The 20,296-nt window shown below is 42.9% G+C and carries 13 protein-coding genes; 9 read left to right on the top strand and 4 right to left on the bottom strand.

Annotated features, from left to right (window positions below; translation table 11 throughout):
* Nucleotides 1-129 precede the first annotated feature (129 nt).
* The 5 genes from nox to addA all read left to right on the top strand — a co-directional run bounded on the left by nox (nucleotide 130) and on the right by addA (nucleotide 12,336).
* Nucleotides 130-1,500, top strand: coding sequence for a H2O-forming NADH oxidase (gene nox, locus ACVR1I_RS09200; protein ID WP_447443729.1), 1,371 nt, complete (start codon nucleotides 130-132; stop codon nucleotides 1,498-1,500).
* A gap of 116 nt (nucleotides 1,501-1,616) precedes the next feature.
* Nucleotides 1,617-2,933 (top strand): FAD-containing oxidoreductase, encoded by a 1,317-nt coding sequence (locus tag ACVR1I_RS09195; RefSeq protein ID WP_447443728.1) that lies wholly within the window; start codon nucleotides 1,617-1,619, stop codon nucleotides 2,931-2,933.
* A gap of 133 nt (nucleotides 2,934-3,066) precedes the next feature.
* Nucleotides 3,067-5,343: a DNA helicase PcrA gene (gene pcrA, locus ACVR1I_RS09190; protein WP_447443727.1), complete on the top strand. Its 2,277-nt coding sequence runs from the start codon at nucleotides 3,067-3,069 to the stop codon at nucleotides 5,341-5,343.
* 110 nt (nucleotides 5,344-5,453) lie between these two features.
* The gene (gene rexB, locus ACVR1I_RS09185) at nucleotides 5,454-8,690 is read left to right on the top strand and encodes an ATP-dependent nuclease subunit B (RefSeq protein WP_447443726.1); all 3,237 of its coding nucleotides are present in this window, start codon (nucleotides 5,454-5,456) and stop codon (nucleotides 8,688-8,690) included.
* Entirely contained in the window at nucleotides 8,680-12,336 is a 3,657-nt protein-coding gene (gene addA / locus ACVR1I_RS09180; RefSeq protein WP_447443819.1) for a helicase-exonuclease AddAB subunit AddA, read from the top strand. The genes rexB and addA overlap by 11 nt, the downstream gene beginning before the upstream one ends.
* A 26-nt stretch (nucleotides 12,337-12,362) precedes the next feature.
* On the opposite strand, the gene ACVR1I_RS09175 is transcribed toward addA, so the two are convergent.
* Together ACVR1I_RS09175 and ACVR1I_RS09170 are read right to left on the bottom strand one after the other, a co-directional pair.
* A complete protein-coding gene (locus ACVR1I_RS09175) occupies nucleotides 12,363-13,424 on the bottom strand; it encodes an HAAS signaling domain-containing protein (protein WP_447443725.1) in 1,062 nt (353 codons plus the stop codon).
* Nucleotides 13,421-13,738 carry a PadR family transcriptional regulator gene (locus ACVR1I_RS09170; protein ID WP_447443724.1) on the bottom strand — a complete coding sequence of 106 codons (318 nt, stop codon included), beginning with the start codon at nucleotides 13,736-13,738 and terminating at the stop codon, nucleotides 13,421-13,423. Before ACVR1I_RS09170 ends, ACVR1I_RS09175 begins: the two co-directional genes overlap by 4 nt.
* 152 nt (nucleotides 13,739-13,890) lie before the next feature.
* On the opposite strand from ACVR1I_RS09170, the gene ACVR1I_RS09165 reads away from it, so the two are divergent.
* Nucleotides 13,891-14,805, top strand: coding sequence for an AEC family transporter (locus ACVR1I_RS09165; protein WP_447443723.1), 915 nt, complete (start codon nucleotides 13,891-13,893; stop codon nucleotides 14,803-14,805).
* Between the two features lie 33 nt (nucleotides 14,806-14,838).
* Here the strand turns inward: ACVR1I_RS09165 and pepT are convergent, their stop codons facing one another.
* Entirely contained in the window at nucleotides 14,839-16,062 is a 1,224-nt protein-coding gene (gene pepT / locus ACVR1I_RS09160) for a peptidase T (protein WP_447443722.1), read from the bottom strand.
* A gap of 23 nt (nucleotides 16,063-16,085) precedes the next feature.
* Complete coding sequence (locus ACVR1I_RS09155; protein ID WP_447443721.1) at nucleotides 16,086-16,901, bottom strand: Cof-type HAD-IIB family hydrolase; 816 nt, start codon at nucleotides 16,899-16,901, stop codon at nucleotides 16,086-16,088.
* A gap of 173 nt (nucleotides 16,902-17,074) precedes the next feature.
* On the opposite strand from ACVR1I_RS09155, the gene ACVR1I_RS09150 reads away from it, so the two are divergent.
* Genes ACVR1I_RS09150 through ACVR1I_RS09140 form a run of 3 tightly spaced genes read left to right on the top strand, consistent with a single transcriptional unit; the run spans nucleotide 17,075 to nucleotide 20,238 of the window.
* Nucleotides 17,075-18,349: a DUF2130 domain-containing protein gene (locus ACVR1I_RS09150; protein WP_447443720.1), complete on the top strand. Its 1,275-nt coding sequence runs from the start codon at nucleotides 17,075-17,077 to the stop codon at nucleotides 18,347-18,349.
* A 51-nt stretch (nucleotides 18,350-18,400) separates the two neighbouring features.
* Nucleotides 18,401-19,282, top strand: coding sequence for a tRNA pseudouridine(55) synthase TruB (gene truB / locus ACVR1I_RS09145; RefSeq protein WP_447443719.1), 882 nt, complete (start codon nucleotides 18,401-18,403; stop codon nucleotides 19,280-19,282).
* A 35-nt stretch (nucleotides 19,283-19,317) separates the two neighbouring features.
* On the top strand, nucleotides 19,318-20,238 hold the full coding sequence (locus tag ACVR1I_RS09140; RefSeq protein WP_447443718.1) for a bifunctional riboflavin kinase/FAD synthetase: 921 nt from the start codon (nucleotides 19,318-19,320) through the stop codon (nucleotides 20,236-20,238).
* The last annotated feature ends 58 nt before the right edge of the window (nucleotides 20,239-20,296 follow it).

The following is a 20,296-nucleotide window of genomic DNA, read 5'->3' as shown; positions in this document are numbered from 1 at the left end:
ATAAAAGATTGGGCTGTCCCAGTCTTTTATTGTAAAGAATTGTGATTTTCTGAGCATAAAGTTTGAAATCGGTATCATTATCTAGTATAATAGAAAATGTAAAAAATTATTTTGAAAGAGGATTTTACTATGTCTAAAATCGTTGTTGTTGGTGCGAACCACGCTGGTACTGCATGTATCAAAACTATGTTGACAAACTATGGTGAAGCCAACGAAATCGTTGTTTTCGACCAAAACTCAAACATTTCATTCTTGGGCTGTGGTATGGCTCTTTGGATCGGTGAACAAATCGCCGGTGCTGATGGCTTGTTCTACTCAGACAAGGAAGAATTGGAATCGCTTGGTGCAACAGTTTACATGGAGTCTCCAGTACAACACATCGACTACGATGCGAAAACTGTTACAGCTCTTGTAGATGGTAAAGAGCACGTTGAATCATACGAAAAATTGATCTTCGCTACTGGTTCACAACCAATCTTGCCTCCAATCAAAGGTGCTGAATTCAAACCAGGTTCATTGGAATTTGAATCAACTCTTGAAAACCTTCAATTTGTTAAATTGTACCAAAACTCTGCAGATGTTATCGAACGTTTGAAAGACAAAGACATCAACAAAGTAGCAGTAGTTGGTGCTGGTTACATCGGTGTTGAGCTTGCAGAAGCATTCCAACGCAAAGGTAAAGAAGTTGTTCTTATCGACGTTGTTGACACTTGTCTTGCTGGTTACTACGACCGTGACCTTAGCGATATGATGGCTAAGAACATGGAAGACAATGGTATCCAATTGGCATTCGGTGAAACAGTAAAAGAAGTTGCTGGTAACGGTAAAGTTGAAAAAATCATCACTGACAAGAACGAATACGATGTCGACATGGTTATCCTTGCAGTTGGTTTCCGTCCAAACACTGCCTTTGCTGGTGAGCAAATCGAGCGTTTCCGAAACGGTGCATTCCTTGTTAACAAACGCCAAGAAACTTCTATCCCAGGTGTATACGCTATCGGTGACTGTGCGACAATCTATGACAACGCAACTCGCGACACAAGTTACATCGCGCTTGCTTCAAACGCCGTTCGTACTGGTATCGTAGCAGCACACAACGCTTGTGGTACTGATCTTGAAGGTATTGGTGTTCAAGGTTCAAACGGTATCTCTATCTACGGCCTTAACTTGGTATCAACTGGTTTGACACTTGAAAAAGCAAAACGTCTTGGTTTTGATGCAGCTGTAACTGAGTACACTGACAACCAAAAACCAGAATTCATGGAGCACGGTAACTTCCCAGTTACAATCAAGATCGTTTACGATAAAGATTCTCGTCGCATCCTTGGTGCACAAATGGCGGCTCGTGAAGATATCTCTATGGGTATCCACATGTTCTCACTTGCTGTACAAGAAGGCGTGACAATCGAGAAATTAGCATTGACTGATATCTTCTTCTTGCCACACTTCAACAAGCCATACAACTACATCACTATGGCAGCACTTGGTGCAAAAGACTAATAAGTCAGCTAAACCAGCTCAACTGAGCTGGTTTTTTTACTGCGTAGCAGATTTCTGACAAATTGTTACGACTTTGATACACTTAGAATGAATAAAAAATATGAGGTATTTAGAAGATGAAAACCTATGATGTCGTTGTAATTGGATTTGGTAAGGCTGGCAAAACACTAGCTGGGAAATTGTCTGCTTCAGGCAAACAAGTAGCTTTGGTTGAAAAAGATGCATCTATGTATGGCGGAACCTGTATCAACATTGGTTGTATTCCAACCAAGTCTTTGATCACCATCGCAGAAAATGGTGGCTCTTTTGCTGACGCTATGGCCCATAAAGAGACTGTGGTAACACGCTTGCGTGGCAAAAATGAAGCTGTTTTAACCGGTGCTGGTGTTGACTTGTACAATGCTCAAGCTCGTTTTGTAGCAGATAAGGTGATTGAAATTTCATCTGGTGAAGAAGTGGAACAATTAACAGCAGAAACCATTGTGATCAACACAGGTGCTGTTTCAAATGTTTTTCCAATTCCAGGCTTGCTAGAGAACAAAAATGTAGTTGATAGCACTGGCATTCAAAAACTAGCTGAACAACCAAAACGCTTGGGTGTCATTGGTGGAGGAAACATTGGTCTTGAATTTGCCAACCTGTATGCCAAATTAGGATCAGCAGTAACTGTGTTTGAAGCTGCTCCGGCTGTTCTTGGTCGTTATGATGAAGTTGTAGCCAATATGGCAAAAGGTTATTTGGAAGATGCAGGAATTTCTTTTGTGGTTGGAGCAAAAGTAGAACAAGTTGCCAACAAGAGTGAGGCTGTCCTTGTGACTGCAAACGGGCAAGATTATGAATTTGATGTTGTATTGTATGCTCTTGGCCGCAAACCTGCTATTGAAGGATTAGGTTTGGAAAATACGGCTATCGCAGTTACCGAACGTGGTGCTGTCAAAGTCGACGACTATTGTGAAACCACTGTACCGGGTGTCTATGCTGTTGGAGATGTCAATGGTGGCTTGCAGTTTACCTACACATCTCTAGATGATTTCCGCATTGTTTTTGGTAAATTAACTGGTAATGGCGACTACAACTTGCAAAGCCGTAAAAATGTTCCAACTACGACCTTTATCGAGCCAGCGTTGTCGCATGTTGGTTTGACAGAAAAAGAAGCCAAAGAAGCTGGCTTGAACTACAAGACAAATGAATTGGCTGTTGCTGGTATGCCTCGTGGGCATGTGAACAACGACCTACGTGGTATCTACAAAGTCATTGTTGATAGTGATACGCAATTGATCCTAGGTGCGACTCTTTTTGCAGAAGGCTCTCAAGAAAATATCAATTTAATCAAGATGGCTATCGACAATGCTATTCCATATACCTACATCAAAAATCAGATTTTCACGCACCCAACCATGGCTGAAAACCTCAACGATGTCTTTAACTTTTAATAGAAGAAAACCTGATGTTCAATCAGGTTTTTTGTTTGTCTGCTCTGCTTTTTTTTCTAAAAAATGGTATGATAAGAAGGTTAAGGAATTGTAATGAGAAAGGAAGCGTTGCTTTTTGGGCAACCAAAGGAAGATGAATCCATTATTAAACGGAATGAATGACCGGCAGGCGGAAGCGGTGCAGACGACAGAAGGTCCGTTGCTGATTATGGCCGGTGCTGGATCAGGTAAGACGCGGGTTTTGACCCATCGGATTGCCTACCTAATCGATGAGAAGATGGTCAATCCATGGAATATTTTGGCCATTACCTTTACCAATAAGGCGGCACGGGAGATGAAAGAACGAGCCATGGCCCTTAATCCTGCTACTCAAGATAGTTTGATTGCGACTTTTCACTCCATGTGTGTCCGTATTCTGCGTCGCGATGCAGATCATATCGGATACAACCGTAACTTTACCATTATAGACCCTGGTGAACAGCGGACCTTGATGAAACGAATTTTGAAAAATCTTAATCTCGATCCGAAAAAATGGAGTGAGCGCTCCATACTCGGTACGATTTCCAATGCTAAAAATGATTTGATTGATGATGTGGCTTATGCCCAACAAGCAGGCGATTTGTATACGGAAATTGTGTCCAAGTGCTACACGGCTTACCAAAAAGAATTGCGTCAGTCTGAGGCTTTGGATTTCGATGATTTGATCATGATGACCTTGCGTTTGTTCGATCAACATCCTGATGTTTTGACCTATTACCAACAGCGCTACCAGTACATTCATGTGGACGAGTACCAAGATACCAACCACGCCCAGTACCAGCTGGTAAAATTATTGGCTTCCCGTTTTCGCAATATCTGTGTAGTCGGGGATGCCGACCAGTCTATTTATGGTTGGCGTGGAGCGGATATGCAAAATATCTTGGACTTTGAAAAAGACTACAAGGATGCTAAGGTTGTCCTTTTAGAAGAAAATTACCGCTCTACCAAAACCATTTTGCAAGCAGCCAATGATGTCATTGAGCGCAACAAAAACCGTCGTCCTAAAAAATTGTGGACGCAAAATGAGGATGGTGAAAATATTGTTTATTACCGGGCCAATGACGAGCAGGATGAAGCCGTTTATGTAGCCGGAAAAATGGTTGACTTGGCTCGAACAGGTGTTGCATACAAGGACATGGCGGTCTTGTATCGGACCAATGCCCAGTCGCGGACCATAGAAGAAGCCCTGCTCAAGTCCAATATCCCTTACACCATGGTTGGTGGAACCAAGTTCTATAGCCGGAAAGAGATTCGAGACATCATTTCCTACCTCAATATCATTGCCAACCCTGCTGATAATATCTCCTTTGAGCGCATTGTGAATGAGCCCAAGCGTGGGGTCGGTCCAGGAACGGTAGAGAAGATTCGAGATTTTGCTAACATGCAGGAATTCTCACTGCTTGAAGCCTGTGATAACATTATGTTATCGTCGATTAAGGGGAAAGCTGCGCAGGCTGTTTGGGATTTGGCCCAGACGATGTGCAGACTGCGGGCGGATTTGGACAAGCTCAGCATTACAGAATTGGTTGAAGCCGTCCTAGCAGAAACGGGTTACCTCAATGCTTTGACTGTGCAGGCTACTCTGGAAGCTAATGCCCGTATCGAAAATATCCAAGAATTCCTATCCGTTACCAAAAACTTTGATGAAAAAGAAGTCGAAGAAGAAGAGACGGGCCTAGATACCCTCAGCCGTTTCTTGAATGACTTGGCTTTGATTGCAGATACCGATGACGGGGATAGTGAAAGCTCAGAAGTGACCCTAATGACCCTGCATGCGGCTAAGGGCTTAGAATTTCCTTATGTCTTTTTAATTGGCATGGAAGAAAATGTTTTTCCCCTTAGCCGGGCTTCAGAAGACGAAACGGAGCTGGAAGAAGAACGCCGTTTGGCTTATGTGGGCATCACACGGGCAGAGAAAGAGCTCTATCTGACCAATGCCAAGTCCCGTCTCTTATACGGTCGGACCAATTACAACCAACCGAGTCGATTTATTCGGGAAATTTCATCGGATTTATTGGATTACCAAGGACTGGCTAGACCGGCCAATACTAGTTTTAAAGCTTCTTATGTCAATGGCAAAACCAGCCAATTTGGACAGGGCATGAGCCTCCAACAAGCGCTTCAAAGTCGCAAAGCCGCTGCTCAGCCTGTCCGCAACCTTGGACAAGACCTGCCATTTGGTAAAACGGCCAAGGACTCAACTGGAGCAGACTGGTCGATTGGAGACATCGCCATTCACAAGAAATGGGGAGAAGGAACTGTCCTTGAAGTCTCTGGTAGTGGCCAACAACAAGAGCTCAAAATCAACTTCCCAAATATGGGCTTGAAAAAAGTTCTGGCAGCCATCGCGCCGATTGGGAAAAAAGATTAAACATCAACTCTAGAGCTATTCTAGAGTTCTTTTTGTAGCGCTTAAAGTGGCTTTCAATATGGTATAATAGTAAGACAATATAGACTTGTTATGAAAAGAAAGTTGGGATTATGAAGTTACTGTATACAGCTATTTCAAATGATATGACAACCTATTTGGCGCAGGAAGCCCAGCAATTCGCAGAGGCGGGCAAGCGTGTATTTTATATTGCTCCCAATTCGCTTTCCTTTGAGAAGGAACGAAAAGTTTTGGAAAGTCTTCCGAATCAGGCTTCTTTTCGGATCACCATCACGCGCTTTGCCCAGATGGCCCGTTATTTTGTTCTCAATAGTGATGTCCCACAACAGACGATGGATGATACAGGCTTGTCCATGATTTTTTTCCGTGCCTTATCCCAGCTGTCTGATATGGATTTGAAGCTATATGGCAGATTGCGGAAGGATCCAGCCTTTATCAAACAGTTAATGGATCTCTATCGGGAAATGAAAACAGCCAATTTGACTTTGTTTGATTTGGAAAGTTTATCGGATGAAAAAGAGGCTGACTTGGTCACGATTTTTTCTGCTGTAACAGCTTTGTTGCAGGATTTACAAGTTGAAAATCGTTCCCAGTTATCCGTTTTTGCCCAACAGGTAGAAGCTGGATTTTTAGATAAGGAGCTTTCAGAAACAGTCCTTGTCATTGATGGCTTTACCCGTTTTTCGGCAGAAGAAGAAGCCCTGATTGCCATGCTTTCTGATAAGTGTCACGAAATTATTATTGGGACCTATGCCAGTCAGAAAGCCTATCAAGCTAATTTTATCGCTGGAAATGTCTATCAGGCTCCAGTCGAATTTCTCCGTCAATTGGCTATTAAATATGCTGTCAAACCCCATTATCTAAATGGAGACAAGGAAACTGAAACGGATTTGGATGTGCTGATGCAGCATTGGGAAAGCCTGCACGACTTTACTCGGTCTGAAGATGCACCTACCGTTCACCCTGAAAACCAAATCCAAATCTGGTCTGCCCTCAATCAAAAAGAGGAAATTGAATTGGTTGCACGACGCATCCGACACCTCTTAGCTGATGGAGTACGGTATAAAGATATCCTAGTTTTACTGGGAGACGTGGACAGTTACAAGCTTCAAGTAGAGCAAGTTTTTGAGAATTTTGCTATTCCATATTATTTTGGAAAGGCTGAGTCCATGGCGAATCACCCGCTAGTTCATTTTGTGGATTCCTTGGAGCGGCTTCACCGTTACCGGTTCAGAGCTGAAGATGTCTTAAATCTCATGAAATCTGGTCTATTTGGAAGTTTCAGCCAAGCAGAAGTGGACCGCTTTGCCCATTATGTTCGATTTGCGGATATCAAGGGAACTCGCTTCTCCAAGGATTTTCGGGCAAACAATGGGGGGGCATATGATCTAGGCCAGCTCAACCAGATTCGCTTGTCACTCATGGAGTCTTTGGACTATCTTTTTGTGAAAAAGGAACAAACAGGTCTTGACTGGCTGACGGATTTTCATGTCTTTTTAAATCGGGTGTCTTTAGCTGAGAATATGGAACAATTGACCGAGAATACTAGCCCAGAAGAACTGGAGAAGCATGAGCAAGTTTGGACCGTTTTTTCGTCAATTTTACAACAGATAGAATTGATTTTTGGCATGGTGTCCTTGTCTTTAGAGGACTTTTTAGCCCTGCTCAGAACGGCGATGCTGGCGGCAGAATACCGAACAGTCCCAGCAACTGTCGATGTGGTCAATATCAAATCCTATGATTTGGTTGAACCCCATAGCAGTCCATATGTCTTTGCCCTAGGCATGACCAAAGGCCATTTTCCAAAGGTGGTACAAAACAAGTCACTTCTAAGTGATGAAGAACGCCTGGCCATCAATGCTCTTTCAGGAGAATTTGCTTCGTTTGAAATTGCCAGTCAGGAAATTAGCAAGAAAAATCGCTTTACAGCTCTATCCCTCTTTCATGCTGCAGAGCAAGAATTGGTTCTTTCCTATCCTCAAGTCGTCAATGAAGCTGAAGATGATGTGTCCGTATATCTGAAAGAATTGAATGAATTGGGTGTGTCGATTCAAGACAAATCCAACAGTCGGTTTGAAGCCAAGTCTGAATCCATCGGCAATTATCGGGATGTTTTGGGAACTGTCCTAGCTTTGAATCAAGATGACCTTGGTCGGGAATTGAACAAAGAGGAGGAAACTTTCTGGGCTGTGGCGTCTCGTTACCTCTCCAAACGCCTTGCGGCTAAAGATGTTCTGATTCCTGGAGTGGTTGACGATATTGCGACAGTTCCAGTTGGACAAGATGTGCTCTCGATTCGTTTCCCAGAAGAAGAGCCGATTTCCCTTTCAGTTTCAGCTTTGACAACCTTTTATACCAATCAGTATCTCTACTTTTTACGTTATGTCTTGGGCTTGAAAGAATTGGAAACCATTCATCCTGACCATCGTCACCATGGCCAGTATTTGCACAAGGTCTTTGAGTTAACGATGAAAGAGGAGGGCGATTTTGACAAACGGTTGGAAAGAGCGATTGCGAACGTCAATCAATCAGAGCCCTTTGTCTTGTTCTATGACCAGGACGATGAAGCGCGCTATTCCAAGGAAGTATTGGAAACCATTGCCCGCTCCACTGCAAGTCTCTTGAAACGCCAAGAAACGGTCAGCATTCAAAGTCAGGAAGAACTCTTCCAATTTTTAGTCCAGGACAGTATTCAAATCCGAGGGATTATTGACCGGGTTGACCGCTTGTCACAAAGTGGTGGTTATGGTGTCGTGGACTACAAATCAGGTGCCAATCAGTTTGACATTCAGCAATTTTACAATGGACTCAATTCTCAGTTGGTCACCTATTTGGAAGCCTTGAAAAAGAAATACAAGATTGACGTTGATCAACTCTTTGGGGCCATGTATTTGCACATGCAGGAGCCTAAGGTAGATTTGAAATCCGTTACAAGTTTGGAAGAGTTGCCGCAAAAGGCTCAAACTGAGTTGACCTATAAAGGACTCTTTAACGAGCAACAAAAAGGGTTCTTAGGCGATGGTTCCTACCATCTCAACAATTCCCTTTACCAAACAGATGAATTGCAGACCTTGCTAGATCACAATGCCTTCTTATTCCAAGAGGCAGAAAAAACAATTCGCAAAGGGCATTTTCTCATCAATCCTTATACCAAGGATGGGAGAAGTGTGGCGGGTCAGCAAGAAAAGAGTATCACCCATTTTGAGGCGGACCGGCATATGGGACAGGCTAGGCGCTTGATAACCGGTCCGAGTCGTGGCAAGAAAGAAACCTTTATCCAACTGATGAAGCAAGAAAATCCAGAGAAAGGAGGACAAGATAGTGAATAAGCCCTTTTTAACAGAGGACCAAATCCAAGAGCGAATTACCCAAGAAAAGGCTTCTGACAAGGTCCAAAAGATGACCCCAGAACAATTAACAGCTATATACAGCAATGGCCGTAATATTTTGGTGTCGGCTTCTGCTGGATCTGGAAAAACCTTTGTCATGGTTGAGCGGATTGTGGACATGATTGGACGTGGTGTTGGGATTGATGAGCTCTTTATCTCCACCTTTACGGTCAAGGCGGCTGGTGAATTGAAGGAACGGTTGGAAAAACGCCTAACAAAGGCGCTTTCTGAAGCGGAGACAGATGAAGACCGGCAACACTTTTCGGATCAAATAGCCGGTATTCAGACCGCAGATATTGGAACCATGGATGCTTTTACCCAAAAGTTGGTTAACCAATATGGCTACTTAATCGGAGTTTCTCCCATTTTTCGGATATTAACGGATGAATCTGAGCAACAAATCTTAAAAAAAGAAGTCTATGAGGACCTCTTTCGAGACTATATGAATGGCGACCAGAAGGAATTGTTTACCAGTCTGGTTCGGAATTTCTCAGGACATCGAAAAGACAGCCAGGCCTTTCGTCAGATTGTCTATAACATTCACAACTTTAGCCAATCAACTGCTGGGCCGAAAGAATGGTTGGAGACGATCTTTCTCAGCTCCTACCAAGGTCCTCAAAAGGAGCAAGAGCAGCTCTTTCTCCAGAGCATCCTATCTGGTCAATCTCTGCAATCATTGGTCGATGAGGCCATAGACTACTTTAAGCGCCACTTGGAGACAGTTCGAAATGAGTTTCAAAAGTCCTATAAATACTTGGACAATGTAGACAGTCTCTTAGAAATTTTGGAGACCTACCAAGAGGGGCAAGATGTGGAAGCTCTGTATGAGTTTGCGACGGAGGTTACAAGAGCAGCTGCGGGACGCAATTTGGTCATGGCGGTTGGCTCGACCAAGGACGAAACCATTAAGTCTTTTGCTTCGGACTACAATAAGGAACGCAATCTCTATATCCTGCCGTTTAAAAAGCTTCAAGCGGCTATCCTAACCCTTTTGGCCTTAAAACCCCATGAAGATAAGATCCTGCCCATGCTCGAATTGTTACGGAAATTTGTCCTTGATTTCTCTCATCAGTATTTGCAGGTCAAAATGCAGGAAAATGCTTTTGAATTCAATGACATTGCCCATTTTGCCATTGAAATTTTAGAAGAAAATCCTACGGTTGCTAGTCTTTTCAAACAAAAATACCATGAAGTCATGGTCGATGAATACCAGGACAACAACCACATGCAAGAACGAATGCTGGAGCTCTTGTCCAATGGTCACAACCGCTTTATGGTAGGGGACATCAAGCAGTCCATTTACCGTTTCCGTCAGGCTGATCCACAGATTTTCAATCAAAAATTCAAACGGTATCAGGAATTTCCAGAGGACGGCCAATTGATTTTGCTGAAAGAGAACTTCCGTAGTCAGTCCGAAGTCTTGGATGCCACGAATGGCGTCTTTGCCCATCTGATGGATGAAAAAGTGGGGGATATTCTCTATGATACTACCCATCTCTTGGTTGTCGGAAGTCCCAAGCAAAAAGAGGGGCATAAGGAATATGAGACAGAGGTACTCATATTCAATACGGAGCAAGAAGAATCCACTTCAGAGGCGGACGAGGAGTTGCCAGTTAGCCGTGGGGAAATCGATCTCGTAGCAAAAGAAATCATCCGCCTCCACAATGAGCAAGGAGTTTCTTTCTCAGAAATCACCTTACTGGTTTCTTCGCGGACCAGAAATGAGCCCCTGATTGCTGCCTTTGAGGAGTACGGCATTCCTGTTGAATCAGATGGTGGCGAGAAGAATTACCTCAAATCTTTAGAAGTCATGATTATGCTGGACACTTTGCGCGTGATTGACAATCCTTTGAACGACTATGCCCTAGTTGCCTTGTTGCGTTCGCCGATGTTTCATTTTGATGAAGACCAGCTGGCTCGCTTGGCTATTCAGGCAAAAGAAGGAGAACTCTATGACAAGTTGCTCTTGGTCTTGGAGCAAACAGGTGCGCATCCAGAGCTTGTCTCTGTAGAACTCTACGAAAAGTTGTCTCGCTTTATGGCATACCTTTCTGATTGGCGGCAGTTTGCCAAAAGCCACAGTCTATATGACTTGATTTGGAAGATATATAGAGACCGATTTTACTATGATTATGTGGCCGCATTGCCAAAACCTGACCAACGCCAAGCCAATCTCTATGCCCTAGCCCTTCGGGCCAACAATTTTGAAAAATCAGGCTTTAAGGGCTTGGCCCGTTTTATCCATATGATCGATAAGGTCTTGGAGACGGATACGGATTTAATGGAAGTCGTGGTCGGAGCTCCGAAAAATGCTGTCAAATTGATGACCATTCACCATTCTAAGGGGCTGGAGTTTCCCTATGTTTTCGTTCTCAATGCCGATAAGAAGTTCAGCATGCAAGATAGTCATGCAAGCATGATTTTGAGCCGTGATAATGGGATTGGAATCAAGTACCTGGCAGATATGAAAGAGCAAGTGAACACTGTTTTGCCCCATCTTCCTGTGAGTATTGAAACGGTTCCCTACCAGCTCAATCGCAGAGAATTGAATCTGGCCACCCTGTCAGAACAGATGCGGTTGCTCTATGTTGCCATGACACGTGCTGAGAAAAAGCTTTACATTATTGGCAAAGGGCAAAAAGAAAAACTCAGTCAAAAGTTTGACGGAGCTAAAGAAGACCATCATTTACCAGCTACTTTGCGGGAAGAAATGCAGAGCTTCCAAGACTGGCTTGTGGCGATTTGGACGGCCTTCCCACATCAAGAGTTGGCTTATCAGCTTCGCTATGTAGAGGCAGAAGAATTGACTGCTGACAAAATCGGCTGTCTCCAAGGCCGTATTGACAAGGGAAATGTTAAACACAATCGCCAGTCCGCAGACATTCGACGGGCGCTAGATGTGCTGGAAAGTGTTGAGAAGGTCAACAAGGAGTATAAAGCGGCTATTGAGTTGCCAACCGTACGGACGCCTAGTCAAATCAAGGCCTTTTACGAGCCGATTATGGACAGTGAAGGTCTGGACATCATGGATAAACCTGTACTTTATAGAGAGCAGTCGAAATCCAAATTTGTCCTTCCAGAAATTGGTAGCCTCGAGACCGTTTCTGGTATGGCGGTTGGATCAGCGACCCATGAATTCATGCAACGTTTGCCTCTGTCAGGCCAGGTAACACGAGCTGTCTTGGAAGAAACCTTGGAGTCCGTTCAAGCCAGCCCTTCTGTCAAAGCTGCCCTGCAATTGGACAAGATTTTAGCCTTTTTCGATACCGATCTAGGCCAACTGATTATTCAGAATTTGGATAAACTCTACCGTGAGGCTCCTTTTGCCATGTTGGAAAAAGACCCAACTAGTCAGGAAGACTTTGTGGTACGGGGGATTGTTGATGGCTATCTGGTCTTTGAGGACCGCATTGTCCTCTTTGACTACAAGACAGATAGCTACACCAATCCTGAGACCTTGCGGGAACGCTACCAGTTTCAAATGGAACTTTATGCTAAGGCCCTTCAAAAATCCTATGGAATTGCGCGGATTGATAAATACCTGATTTTATTAGGTGGCAAGGAAATTGAGGTTTTAGCGCTTTAAAAAGACACTGCTTAGCAGTGTCTTTTTTATAGACTGTTTTCCTTGATTGTTACCATAGCATCTTGGGCTCTGATTTTTAGGCGGCCACTTGCATTTGGATTCTCTGTTTGAAGGGTTGTTTCATCATCGATTTCTTGAATGAAAGGCTTGAAGGCGTCTGATGCGATAAGATAGCCATCTTCTAGCTGAATATCCATCGAAAGTTTTTGCGAATCCAACGTGTAGAAGGAGAGGTTGCAATCTTCGGCTTCCACCTCTACCAAACCGATAAAGGAACACTGTGTCGTGTGGACATTGCAATCCTGTAAGGAGATACGTGTATCAGCAAACCTTGTCGATAAACTGTTGAGGTTGCAATCCTCTAATTCCAAATTGGCATGCTGGAATTGGCAATGGTTTAAATCCAGATTCACATCTGTTCCTAAAATCTGAACTGTTTGAGCTTCAATTCCTTTTAAGCTCACATTGCTATCTTCGACTTCAATGCTGATCTCATCTAGGGAATATTCTGTAGGAATGAAGAGTGTGATTTCCTCAATTTGTTCATCAAGATCATCCAACACGAGTCGGCCATCGATCAGACTATAGTCTAGAGTGGTTTCAGTATCGTCTTGATTGACTTTGTAGATGATGGATGGCGTTGTGTCTTTTACTTGGCGGATATGGATATTCTGTTCGGAAGCAGTCACAGTTAATTTGCTAACGTTTTCTAATACAATCGGTTCTTTTTCAATCAAATCTTGGTTGAAGGAGAAGGAGGTTTTGAAAGATGTGTGCTTGAAAATTTCATCTTGGAAATGAGCATTAAAAAGCTGCTTAAAGGTTTCTTTGAAACTTTTCGACGAATCACTTCTAAGGTCTGATTCGCCTTGTTCCGTACTTTGTTTTTCATGATTGTCAGCTTCACTTGTACTATCTAAAATTGCCTTGGCAGCTTCAGCAGGGGTACCCAATTGTTTAATAGCAGCAGCATCATCATTGCAATCCGCAAAGTACTCTGCGAAATAGTCCAGAACATTTTCTCTCTCTTCTTGGGGCAAAGCTGTTAGATAGAGGCTTAATTCTTGTAAATACTCGTTGCGTGTCATTTTCGGATACTCCCTTCTAATATACCATCGATGGTCGATTTATAAGTTTCCCACTCGTGTTTTAAAAAAGCAATTTGTTCTTTTCCCAATAAAGTAATGGAGTAGTACTTTCGTTTGCGGCCTTGGTATTCCTGCGAATAGGTGGTCACAAAGCCAGCCGTTTGCAATTTTTTGAGAATGGGGTAGAGCGTGGACTCTTTGATGTCAGCCACTATCTTAATAGTCTGACTGATTTCGTAGCCGTAGGAATCCTTTTTCTGCAACATGGCCAAAATCAAGTACTCGATTAAGATAGAAGATACAGGATAATACATGTCTGACCTCCTATGTATAATTATTTTATATATAAATAATATACCTATGTTTGGAATTTGTCAAGAAAAATATATAAAAAAATTATATATCTTTTAAGAAATCCGTTAGCATCACTCTTTATGATATAATAGAAGGGTTTTAAGGAGAGAAAATGAGTGCAATTTTGTTAAAAGCCTTGGGCTTTATTTTGATTATTTTGTTAGGTTATACCTTGCGAATCAGAGGAGTAGTGAAAAAAGAGGATTCAGGGATGTTTTCCGGTATTGTCATGAATGTGACTCTGCCTTGTGCTTTGTTGTCTTCCGCTTCCTCTATTTCATTAGGAAGAGGTTTTTTTCTACCGATTCTACTTGCAATTCTCATGAATTTGGTGATGGATTTTGTCGGTTATTGGACAGCACGTCATCAGGATGCAGTTGGACAAGGTACAGGATTGGTTCAAATTTCAGGATACAACATTGGGACTTTTAGTTTGCCTTTCATACAAGCTTTTTTTCCAGCAGCATACCTTGCACCGGTTATGCTCTTTGATAGCGGCAATGCCATAATGGTGGTGGGAGGCAATTATACCCTTGCTACCTTATTGAACAAAGATAAAGAGTCGATGTCTATCTTCGCTATTTTGCGCAAACTTTTTGGATCTATCCCTTTTGTGGTCTATCTATTAAGCTTTCTACTTGCTGCTATTGGTATTCGGCTTCCGCAATCGCTATTGGACATGGCTGCGATAGCAGGAGATGCGAACCCATTTCTGGCTATGTTAATACTGGGGATTTTATTGGATTTCCGTCTTGAAAAGCAGGAGTGGGGGCGTCTTTTTCAACTCTTATTCATTCGGTTGACCATGAGTAGTCTTGCTGCACTGTGTGTCTACTATTTTCTTCCCTTGCCCTTGCTTGTTCGCCAAATGTTGGTCATTTGTCTCTTTTCACCGATTTCAGGTCTAGCACCCGTTTTTGCCCTTAAATTAGGGAGTCGTTCTTCGGAAGCGGCCAATATCAACTCTCTAACCATTCTAGCGACGATACCGATTATGATTGGTTTGGTGCTTTTGTTTGCAAACTAAAAAGACGTTCCTTGAACGTCTTTTTTTGAGTTTTTAATCACGGCTTGAAACAATTCCTAGAATCACATCAACCGCTTTTTCCATGGTTTGCAGGCTGACAAATTCAAATCGGCCATGCATGTTTTCCCCACCAGCAAAAAGGTTTGGTGTTGGAATCCCCATAAAGGAAATTTTAGACCCATCTGTACCACCACGAACCGGTTCAATGATTGGCTTGATGTTTAATGTTTCCATGGCTTTTTTAGCAATGTTGATTGGTGTCATGTCTTTTTCGATGACTTTTTTCATATTGTAATATTGGTCGTGTAGGTGAACAATAACACGTGGGCTATCAAATGCAGCATTCATCTTCTCAGCCAAGTCTACAAGATATTGTTTGCGAGCTTTGAAATCTTCTTCTTCAAAATCACGGACGATATAAGAAGCAGAAGCCTCTTCAACTTGACCGCTAATATCCATCAAGTGGTAGAAGCCTTGGTAGCCGTCTGTTTTTTCAGGACGATCGTTTTCTGGAAGGCTATTATGGAAATCAATAGCTAGTTGCAGGGCGTTGATCATCTGATTTTTGGCAGAGCCAGGGTGAACATTTCGTCCTAGGAAATCAATTTTAGCAGCCGCTGCACTAAAGGTTTCGTATTGTAATTCACCAAGAGGGCCACCATCAACCGTGTAGGCAAAATCAACATCAAAGTCTTCCACGTCGAATTTGTCGGCTCCAACTCCGATTTCTTCATCGGGACCAAAACCAACACGGATCTCACAATGCTTGATTTCAGGATGTTGCACTAAATACTCGATGGCTGTCATAATTTCTGCGATACCAGACTTGTCATCGGCTCCAAGAAGTGTTGTCCCATCGGTTGTAATGAGGGTTTGCCCATGGTAGTTGCCCAATTGAGGGAAATCTTTTGGATCGAGTGTGTAGCCAGAGGTCCCAAGGGCAATGGCAGATCCGTCATAGTTTTCAATGATTTGCGGAGAGACGCCTTCTGCATTAAAATCGGCAGTATCAACGTGGGAGATAAAACCAATTTTACGGTTTAAAGTTGGATCGTTAGCTGGAAGCGTACCGATGGCAAAACCGTTTGGCAAGTAATGAACATCTTGCAAACCAATCCGTTTCATTTCAGGAATCAGAATGTTTTGTGAAAATTCTACTTGGCTTTGCGTACTTGGAGTCGTTGTAGAAGTTTCATCTGAGCGGGTGTTTTCTTTCACATAGACCAAGAAGCGGTCCAATAAGCTAGGGTATTTCATGGTTTCTCCTTTTTATAAAATTTTTACGATTGTAAAATCCATTTTTCAATGGCTTTGGCAACGCCGTCTTCGTTGTTTGATGCTGTGATGTCATCAGCCAAATCCTTGATGTGGGGCGCAGCATTTCCCATAGCAATAGAAAGACCGGCAAACTCCAGCATTTCAATATCGTTGTTGGCGTCTCCAATTGCCATGATTTCCTTTGGCAAAATGCCCAAATGCTTGGCTAATTTTTCAAGAGCAGAAGCCTTGCTGGCATGTTTTGGCAAAATTTCGTAAATAATGTCTTGGGAACGGACACCGTTGTATTTTTGATTAAAGGCCACATCGTGTTCTAGTTGGAAAGCATCGACTTGGTCTTTTGGCCCTACAAACATGGCTTGAAAAAGGTGGCGATCGCCACTGATGGCTGTTTCATAAGGCAAGGTTTTTGGCTCGACAAAGACAATTTCGGTGTCTTCACGGACGTATTGATTGGCTTCTTCATCAAGGACATAGTAGTCTTCCTCATCAAAAAGTGTCAATTGGATATCGTTGTCCGTTAAGAAACTTGCCAGATAAGTAATATCTTTTGGATTCAACTCTTCCCAATCAATTAGTTTCCAATCGGAGGTTTGATGAGTCGAACAGCCATTGTTGACGATCACGTACTCATTTTCAGCGTCTAGGCCTAATTGTTTAAAATAAGGTTTGACCCCGTTTAAAATACGCCCCGTGCATAGAACCAATTTTACACCAGCATCAACCGCCTTATGAATGGCATCAATCTGTGCTTGAGTGAGTTTTTTCTGGTCATTTAGTAAAGTCCCGTCCATATCGAGGGCCAGTAATTTAATCATAGTTACCTCCATTTTTTCTAAAAATAGTATATCATAAATCGCTTCCACAAGCAGTTCAGAACACAAGAAATTTCAACTTAAAATCTAATGATTTTGCTATTGTGTCCATAAAAATAGAGCCTGCCATCTTTGTGGTATAATAATTAAAATACAAGATTTAGAAGGGGTCTGCTATGCACCATATTAAATGCCCACATTGCGATACCGTTTTTCAGGTTAACGAAACAGAATACAGTGAATTGCTCAGCCAGGTTCGAACCAGTGAGTTTGAAAAGGAAATCCATGATCGCTTGGCAAAAGAAGTTGCACTGGTAGAAGAAAGAGAAAAAAATAAACAACAACAGGCCCTCGAGCAAAAAAATCTGGAATTGCAAACTCTGCAATCTCAAATAGACCAATTTGAAGCCCAGAAGGAACTGGTAAAAAAATCGACTGAACAATCCATGTCGAGTCAGTTAGTCGAAAAGGACAAGGAATTGCAAGAGTTGCAAAGTCAGTTAGAACGCTTGCGTTTGCAACACCAAAATGAATTGCAGCAGAGTTTAACAGCCGTCGAAAAAGAACGCGATACCGTTAAAAACCAGCTTCTCCTCCAAGAAAAAGAGAGGGAATTAGCCCTTTCTGCTGTTAAAAATGATTACGAGCTGCAATTAAAGGCTGCCAATGATCAGGTTGAGTTCTATAAGAATTTCAAGGCCCAGCAATCAACTAAGGCCATCGGAGAAAGTTTAGAGGCCTATGCCGAAACGGAGTTCAACAAGGTTCGCTCTTATGCCTTTCCACGTGCCTCATTTGGCAAGGACAATCTCGTATCCAGCACCGGATCTAAGGGTGATTTTATTTTCCGAGAAGCCGATGAAAATGGGGTCGAATTCATCTCCATCATGTTTGAGATGAAAAATGAAGCGGACACGACCAAGACCAAGCACAAGAATGCGGATTTCTTTAAGGAATTAGACAAGGATCGGAGGGAGAAAAACTGTGAGTACGCCGTTTTGGTGACCATGCTCGAAGCAGACAACGACTATTACAATACGGGGATTGTCGATGTCAGCCATGAATACCCTAAGATGTATGTGGTCCGCCCACAGTTCTTTATCCAGTTGATTGGTCTTTTGCGAAATGCTGCGCTAAATAGCTTGTCCTACAAGCAGGAGCTAGCTCTGGTTAAGGCTCAAAACATTGACATTACACATTTTGAAGAAGATTTGGAAACCTTCAAAACAGCCTTTGCTAAAAATTACCAATCCGCCAGCACCAATTTCCAAAAAGCCATCGATGAGATTGACAAGGCCATCAAACGCATGGAAGCCGTCAAAGCAGCACTCACCACCTCAGAAAACCAGCTCCGCCTCGCCAATAACAAACTCGATGACGTCTCTGTTAAAAAGCTAACGCGAAACAACCCAACCATGAAAGAAAAGTTTGCAAAATTGAAAGAGGAGTAGAATGGATCGATTTCCATTCTACTTTTTCCTTGCTTATGATATAATACCACTATGCTAACAGGAATTATTAATCTAAAAAAAGAAGCTGGTATGACTAGTCATGATGCGGTCTTTAAACTCCGTAAGATTTTACAAGAAAAAAAGATTGGTCATGGTGGTACGCTGGATCCCGACGTGACAGGTGTCTTACCGATTGCGGTTGGGAAAGCGACCCGCATGATCGAATTCATGCAAGAAGAAGGTAAGGTCTACGAGGGAGAAGTGACCCTTGGTTTTTCAACCACGACGGAGGACGCTTCAGGAGAAGTGGTAGAACGCACTGTCTTACCAGAAGGTTTATCAGAAGAGATGATTGATCAGATGATGGCGTCCTTTGAGGGGGAAATCTCCCAAATCCCTCCCATGTATTCTGCGGTCAAAGTTAATGGGCGAAAACTATATGAATATGCCCGTGCGGGCGAGACGGTTGATCGTCCGATTAGACAGGTAACCATTCATGAATTTGTCCGGACTAGTTCCTTACGGTTTGAAGACGGCCTGGTGAGATTTGATTTTCGGGTCAGGTGCAGCAAGGGGACCTATGTCCGGACCTTGGCGGTTGATTTGGGGGCAAAACTGGGTATTGAAAGCCACATGTCTCGTTTGGAGCGAACCGTATCAGCCGGTATGCAGTTGGAAGACGCCCTCACTTTATCTGACATTGCCACAAAAGTAGAAGAAAAAGATTATTCTTTTCTTAGACCGATTGAGCAGGGGATTGGTGATTTGCCAATTCTGGAATTGACTGATGAGCAATTGACTGAAGTTGGCTACGGACGCTTTATTGAAGCAGCGACATCTGCTGATTTGCTGGCTGGTTTTCACCAAGGAAAACTAGTTGCCATCCTGGAGAAAAGGGATAACCAATACAAACCTAGAAAAGTCTTTTTGTAAGGCTTTTCTCTCTTTTTGTGATAAAATAAACTATTATGGACATTGTAGAAATAAACGATTTAAACGCATTAAAAACGAAAAAAGAAACCGTCCTGGTGCTGGGCTATTTTGACGGCATTCACCTGGGGCACAAGGCCTTGTTTGATAAAGCACGGAAACTAGCCGATGAGCATGGCCTCACCGTATCGGTCTTGACCTTTCCAGAATCCCCCAAATTAGCTTTTGCCCGTTTTACACCAGAATTGTTGCTTCATCTGTCAACTCCTGAAAAACGCTTTTCTTTGATGGAAAGGTATGGCGTTGACACCCTTTATCTGACTGATTTTACGAGTTCTTTTGCCAAACAAAGTCCCCAAGAATTTGTGGATCGCTACATTGCAGGCTTACAGGCAAAAATCCTTGTAACGGGATTTGATTACCATTTTGGCAATAGCAGAGCAGATGTGTCTGATTTGAAACGGCTTTTCCCTGGGCCAGTAGAAGTGATTGAAGAAGTTCGTCTTCATGATGAAAAAGTCTCTTCGACGCGGATTCGCAAAGCCATTGCAAGAGGAGATGTAGCGACAGCTAATCAGTTGTTGGGCTATACTTTTAGTACAGAGGGGATTGTTGTGCATGGAGATGCGCGTGGTCGAACAATTGGTTATCCAACGGCAAATCTTGCCCCAGTAGAGCGGGTTCATTTGCCAAGTGACGGGGTATACGTAGCAGATGTCGAGGTCGAAGGGGAACGCTATCGTGCCATGGCCAGCGTCGGAAAAAATGTGACATTTGATGGGACCGAATTGCGTCTAGAAGCCCACATCTTTGGATTTGAAAAGGAAATTTATGGCCAGAAAATGACCATTTATTGGCTTGATAAAATTCGAGACATGGTCAAGTTTGATGGAATTGACAGCCTCATGCAACAGATGAAATCAGATGAATCGATTTCATTGAAATGGACAGAAGGATAAGAAGCTGGAAGTTTTCCGCTTCTTTTTAGTTGATCAAGCAACTTATGGTATACTGTTA

The sequence above is a fragment of the Streptococcus cameli genome (assembly GCF_053207365.1).
Note: the sequence above shows the minus strand (reverse complement) of the source record. Positions and strands in the feature narration are given on the sequence as shown.

Excerpts from the sequence above, each read along its gene's own strand:
- truB (WP_447443719.1), top strand. The coding sequence starts at position 18,401 with ATGCTAACAGGAATTATTAATCTAAAAAAAGAAGCTGGTATGACTAGT.
- ACVR1I_RS09170 (WP_447443724.1), bottom strand. The coding sequence starts at position 13,738 with ATGTATTATCCTGTATCTTCTATCTTAATCGAGTACTTGATTTTGGCC.
- pcrA (WP_447443727.1), top strand. The coding sequence starts at position 3,067 with ATGAATCCATTATTAAACGGAATGAATGACCGGCAGGCGGAAGCGGTG.
- ACVR1I_RS09175 (WP_447443725.1), bottom strand. The coding sequence starts at position 13,424 with ATGACACGCAACGAGTATTTACAAGAATTAAGCCTCTATCTAACAGCT.
- ACVR1I_RS09165 (WP_447443723.1), top strand. The coding sequence starts at position 13,891 with ATGAGTGCAATTTTGTTAAAAGCCTTGGGCTTTATTTTGATTATTTTG.
- ACVR1I_RS09155 (WP_447443721.1), bottom strand. The coding sequence starts at position 16,901 with ATGATTAAATTACTGGCCCTCGATATGGACGGGACTTTACTAAATGAC.
- pepT (WP_447443722.1), bottom strand. The coding sequence starts at position 16,062 with ATGAAATACCCTAGCTTATTGGACCGCTTCTTGGTCTATGTGAAAGAA.
- rexB (WP_447443726.1), top strand. The coding sequence starts at position 5,454 with ATGAAGTTACTGTATACAGCTATTTCAAATGATATGACAACCTATTTG.
- ACVR1I_RS09150 (WP_447443720.1), top strand. The coding sequence starts at position 17,075 with ATGCACCATATTAAATGCCCACATTGCGATACCGTTTTTCAGGTTAAC.
- ACVR1I_RS09195 (WP_447443728.1), top strand. The coding sequence starts at position 1,617 with ATGAAAACCTATGATGTCGTTGTAATTGGATTTGGTAAGGCTGGCAAA.
- nox (WP_447443729.1), top strand. The coding sequence starts at position 130 with ATGTCTAAAATCGTTGTTGTTGGTGCGAACCACGCTGGTACTGCATGT.
- ACVR1I_RS09140 (WP_447443718.1), top strand. The coding sequence starts at position 19,318 with ATGGACATTGTAGAAATAAACGATTTAAACGCATTAAAAACGAAAAAA.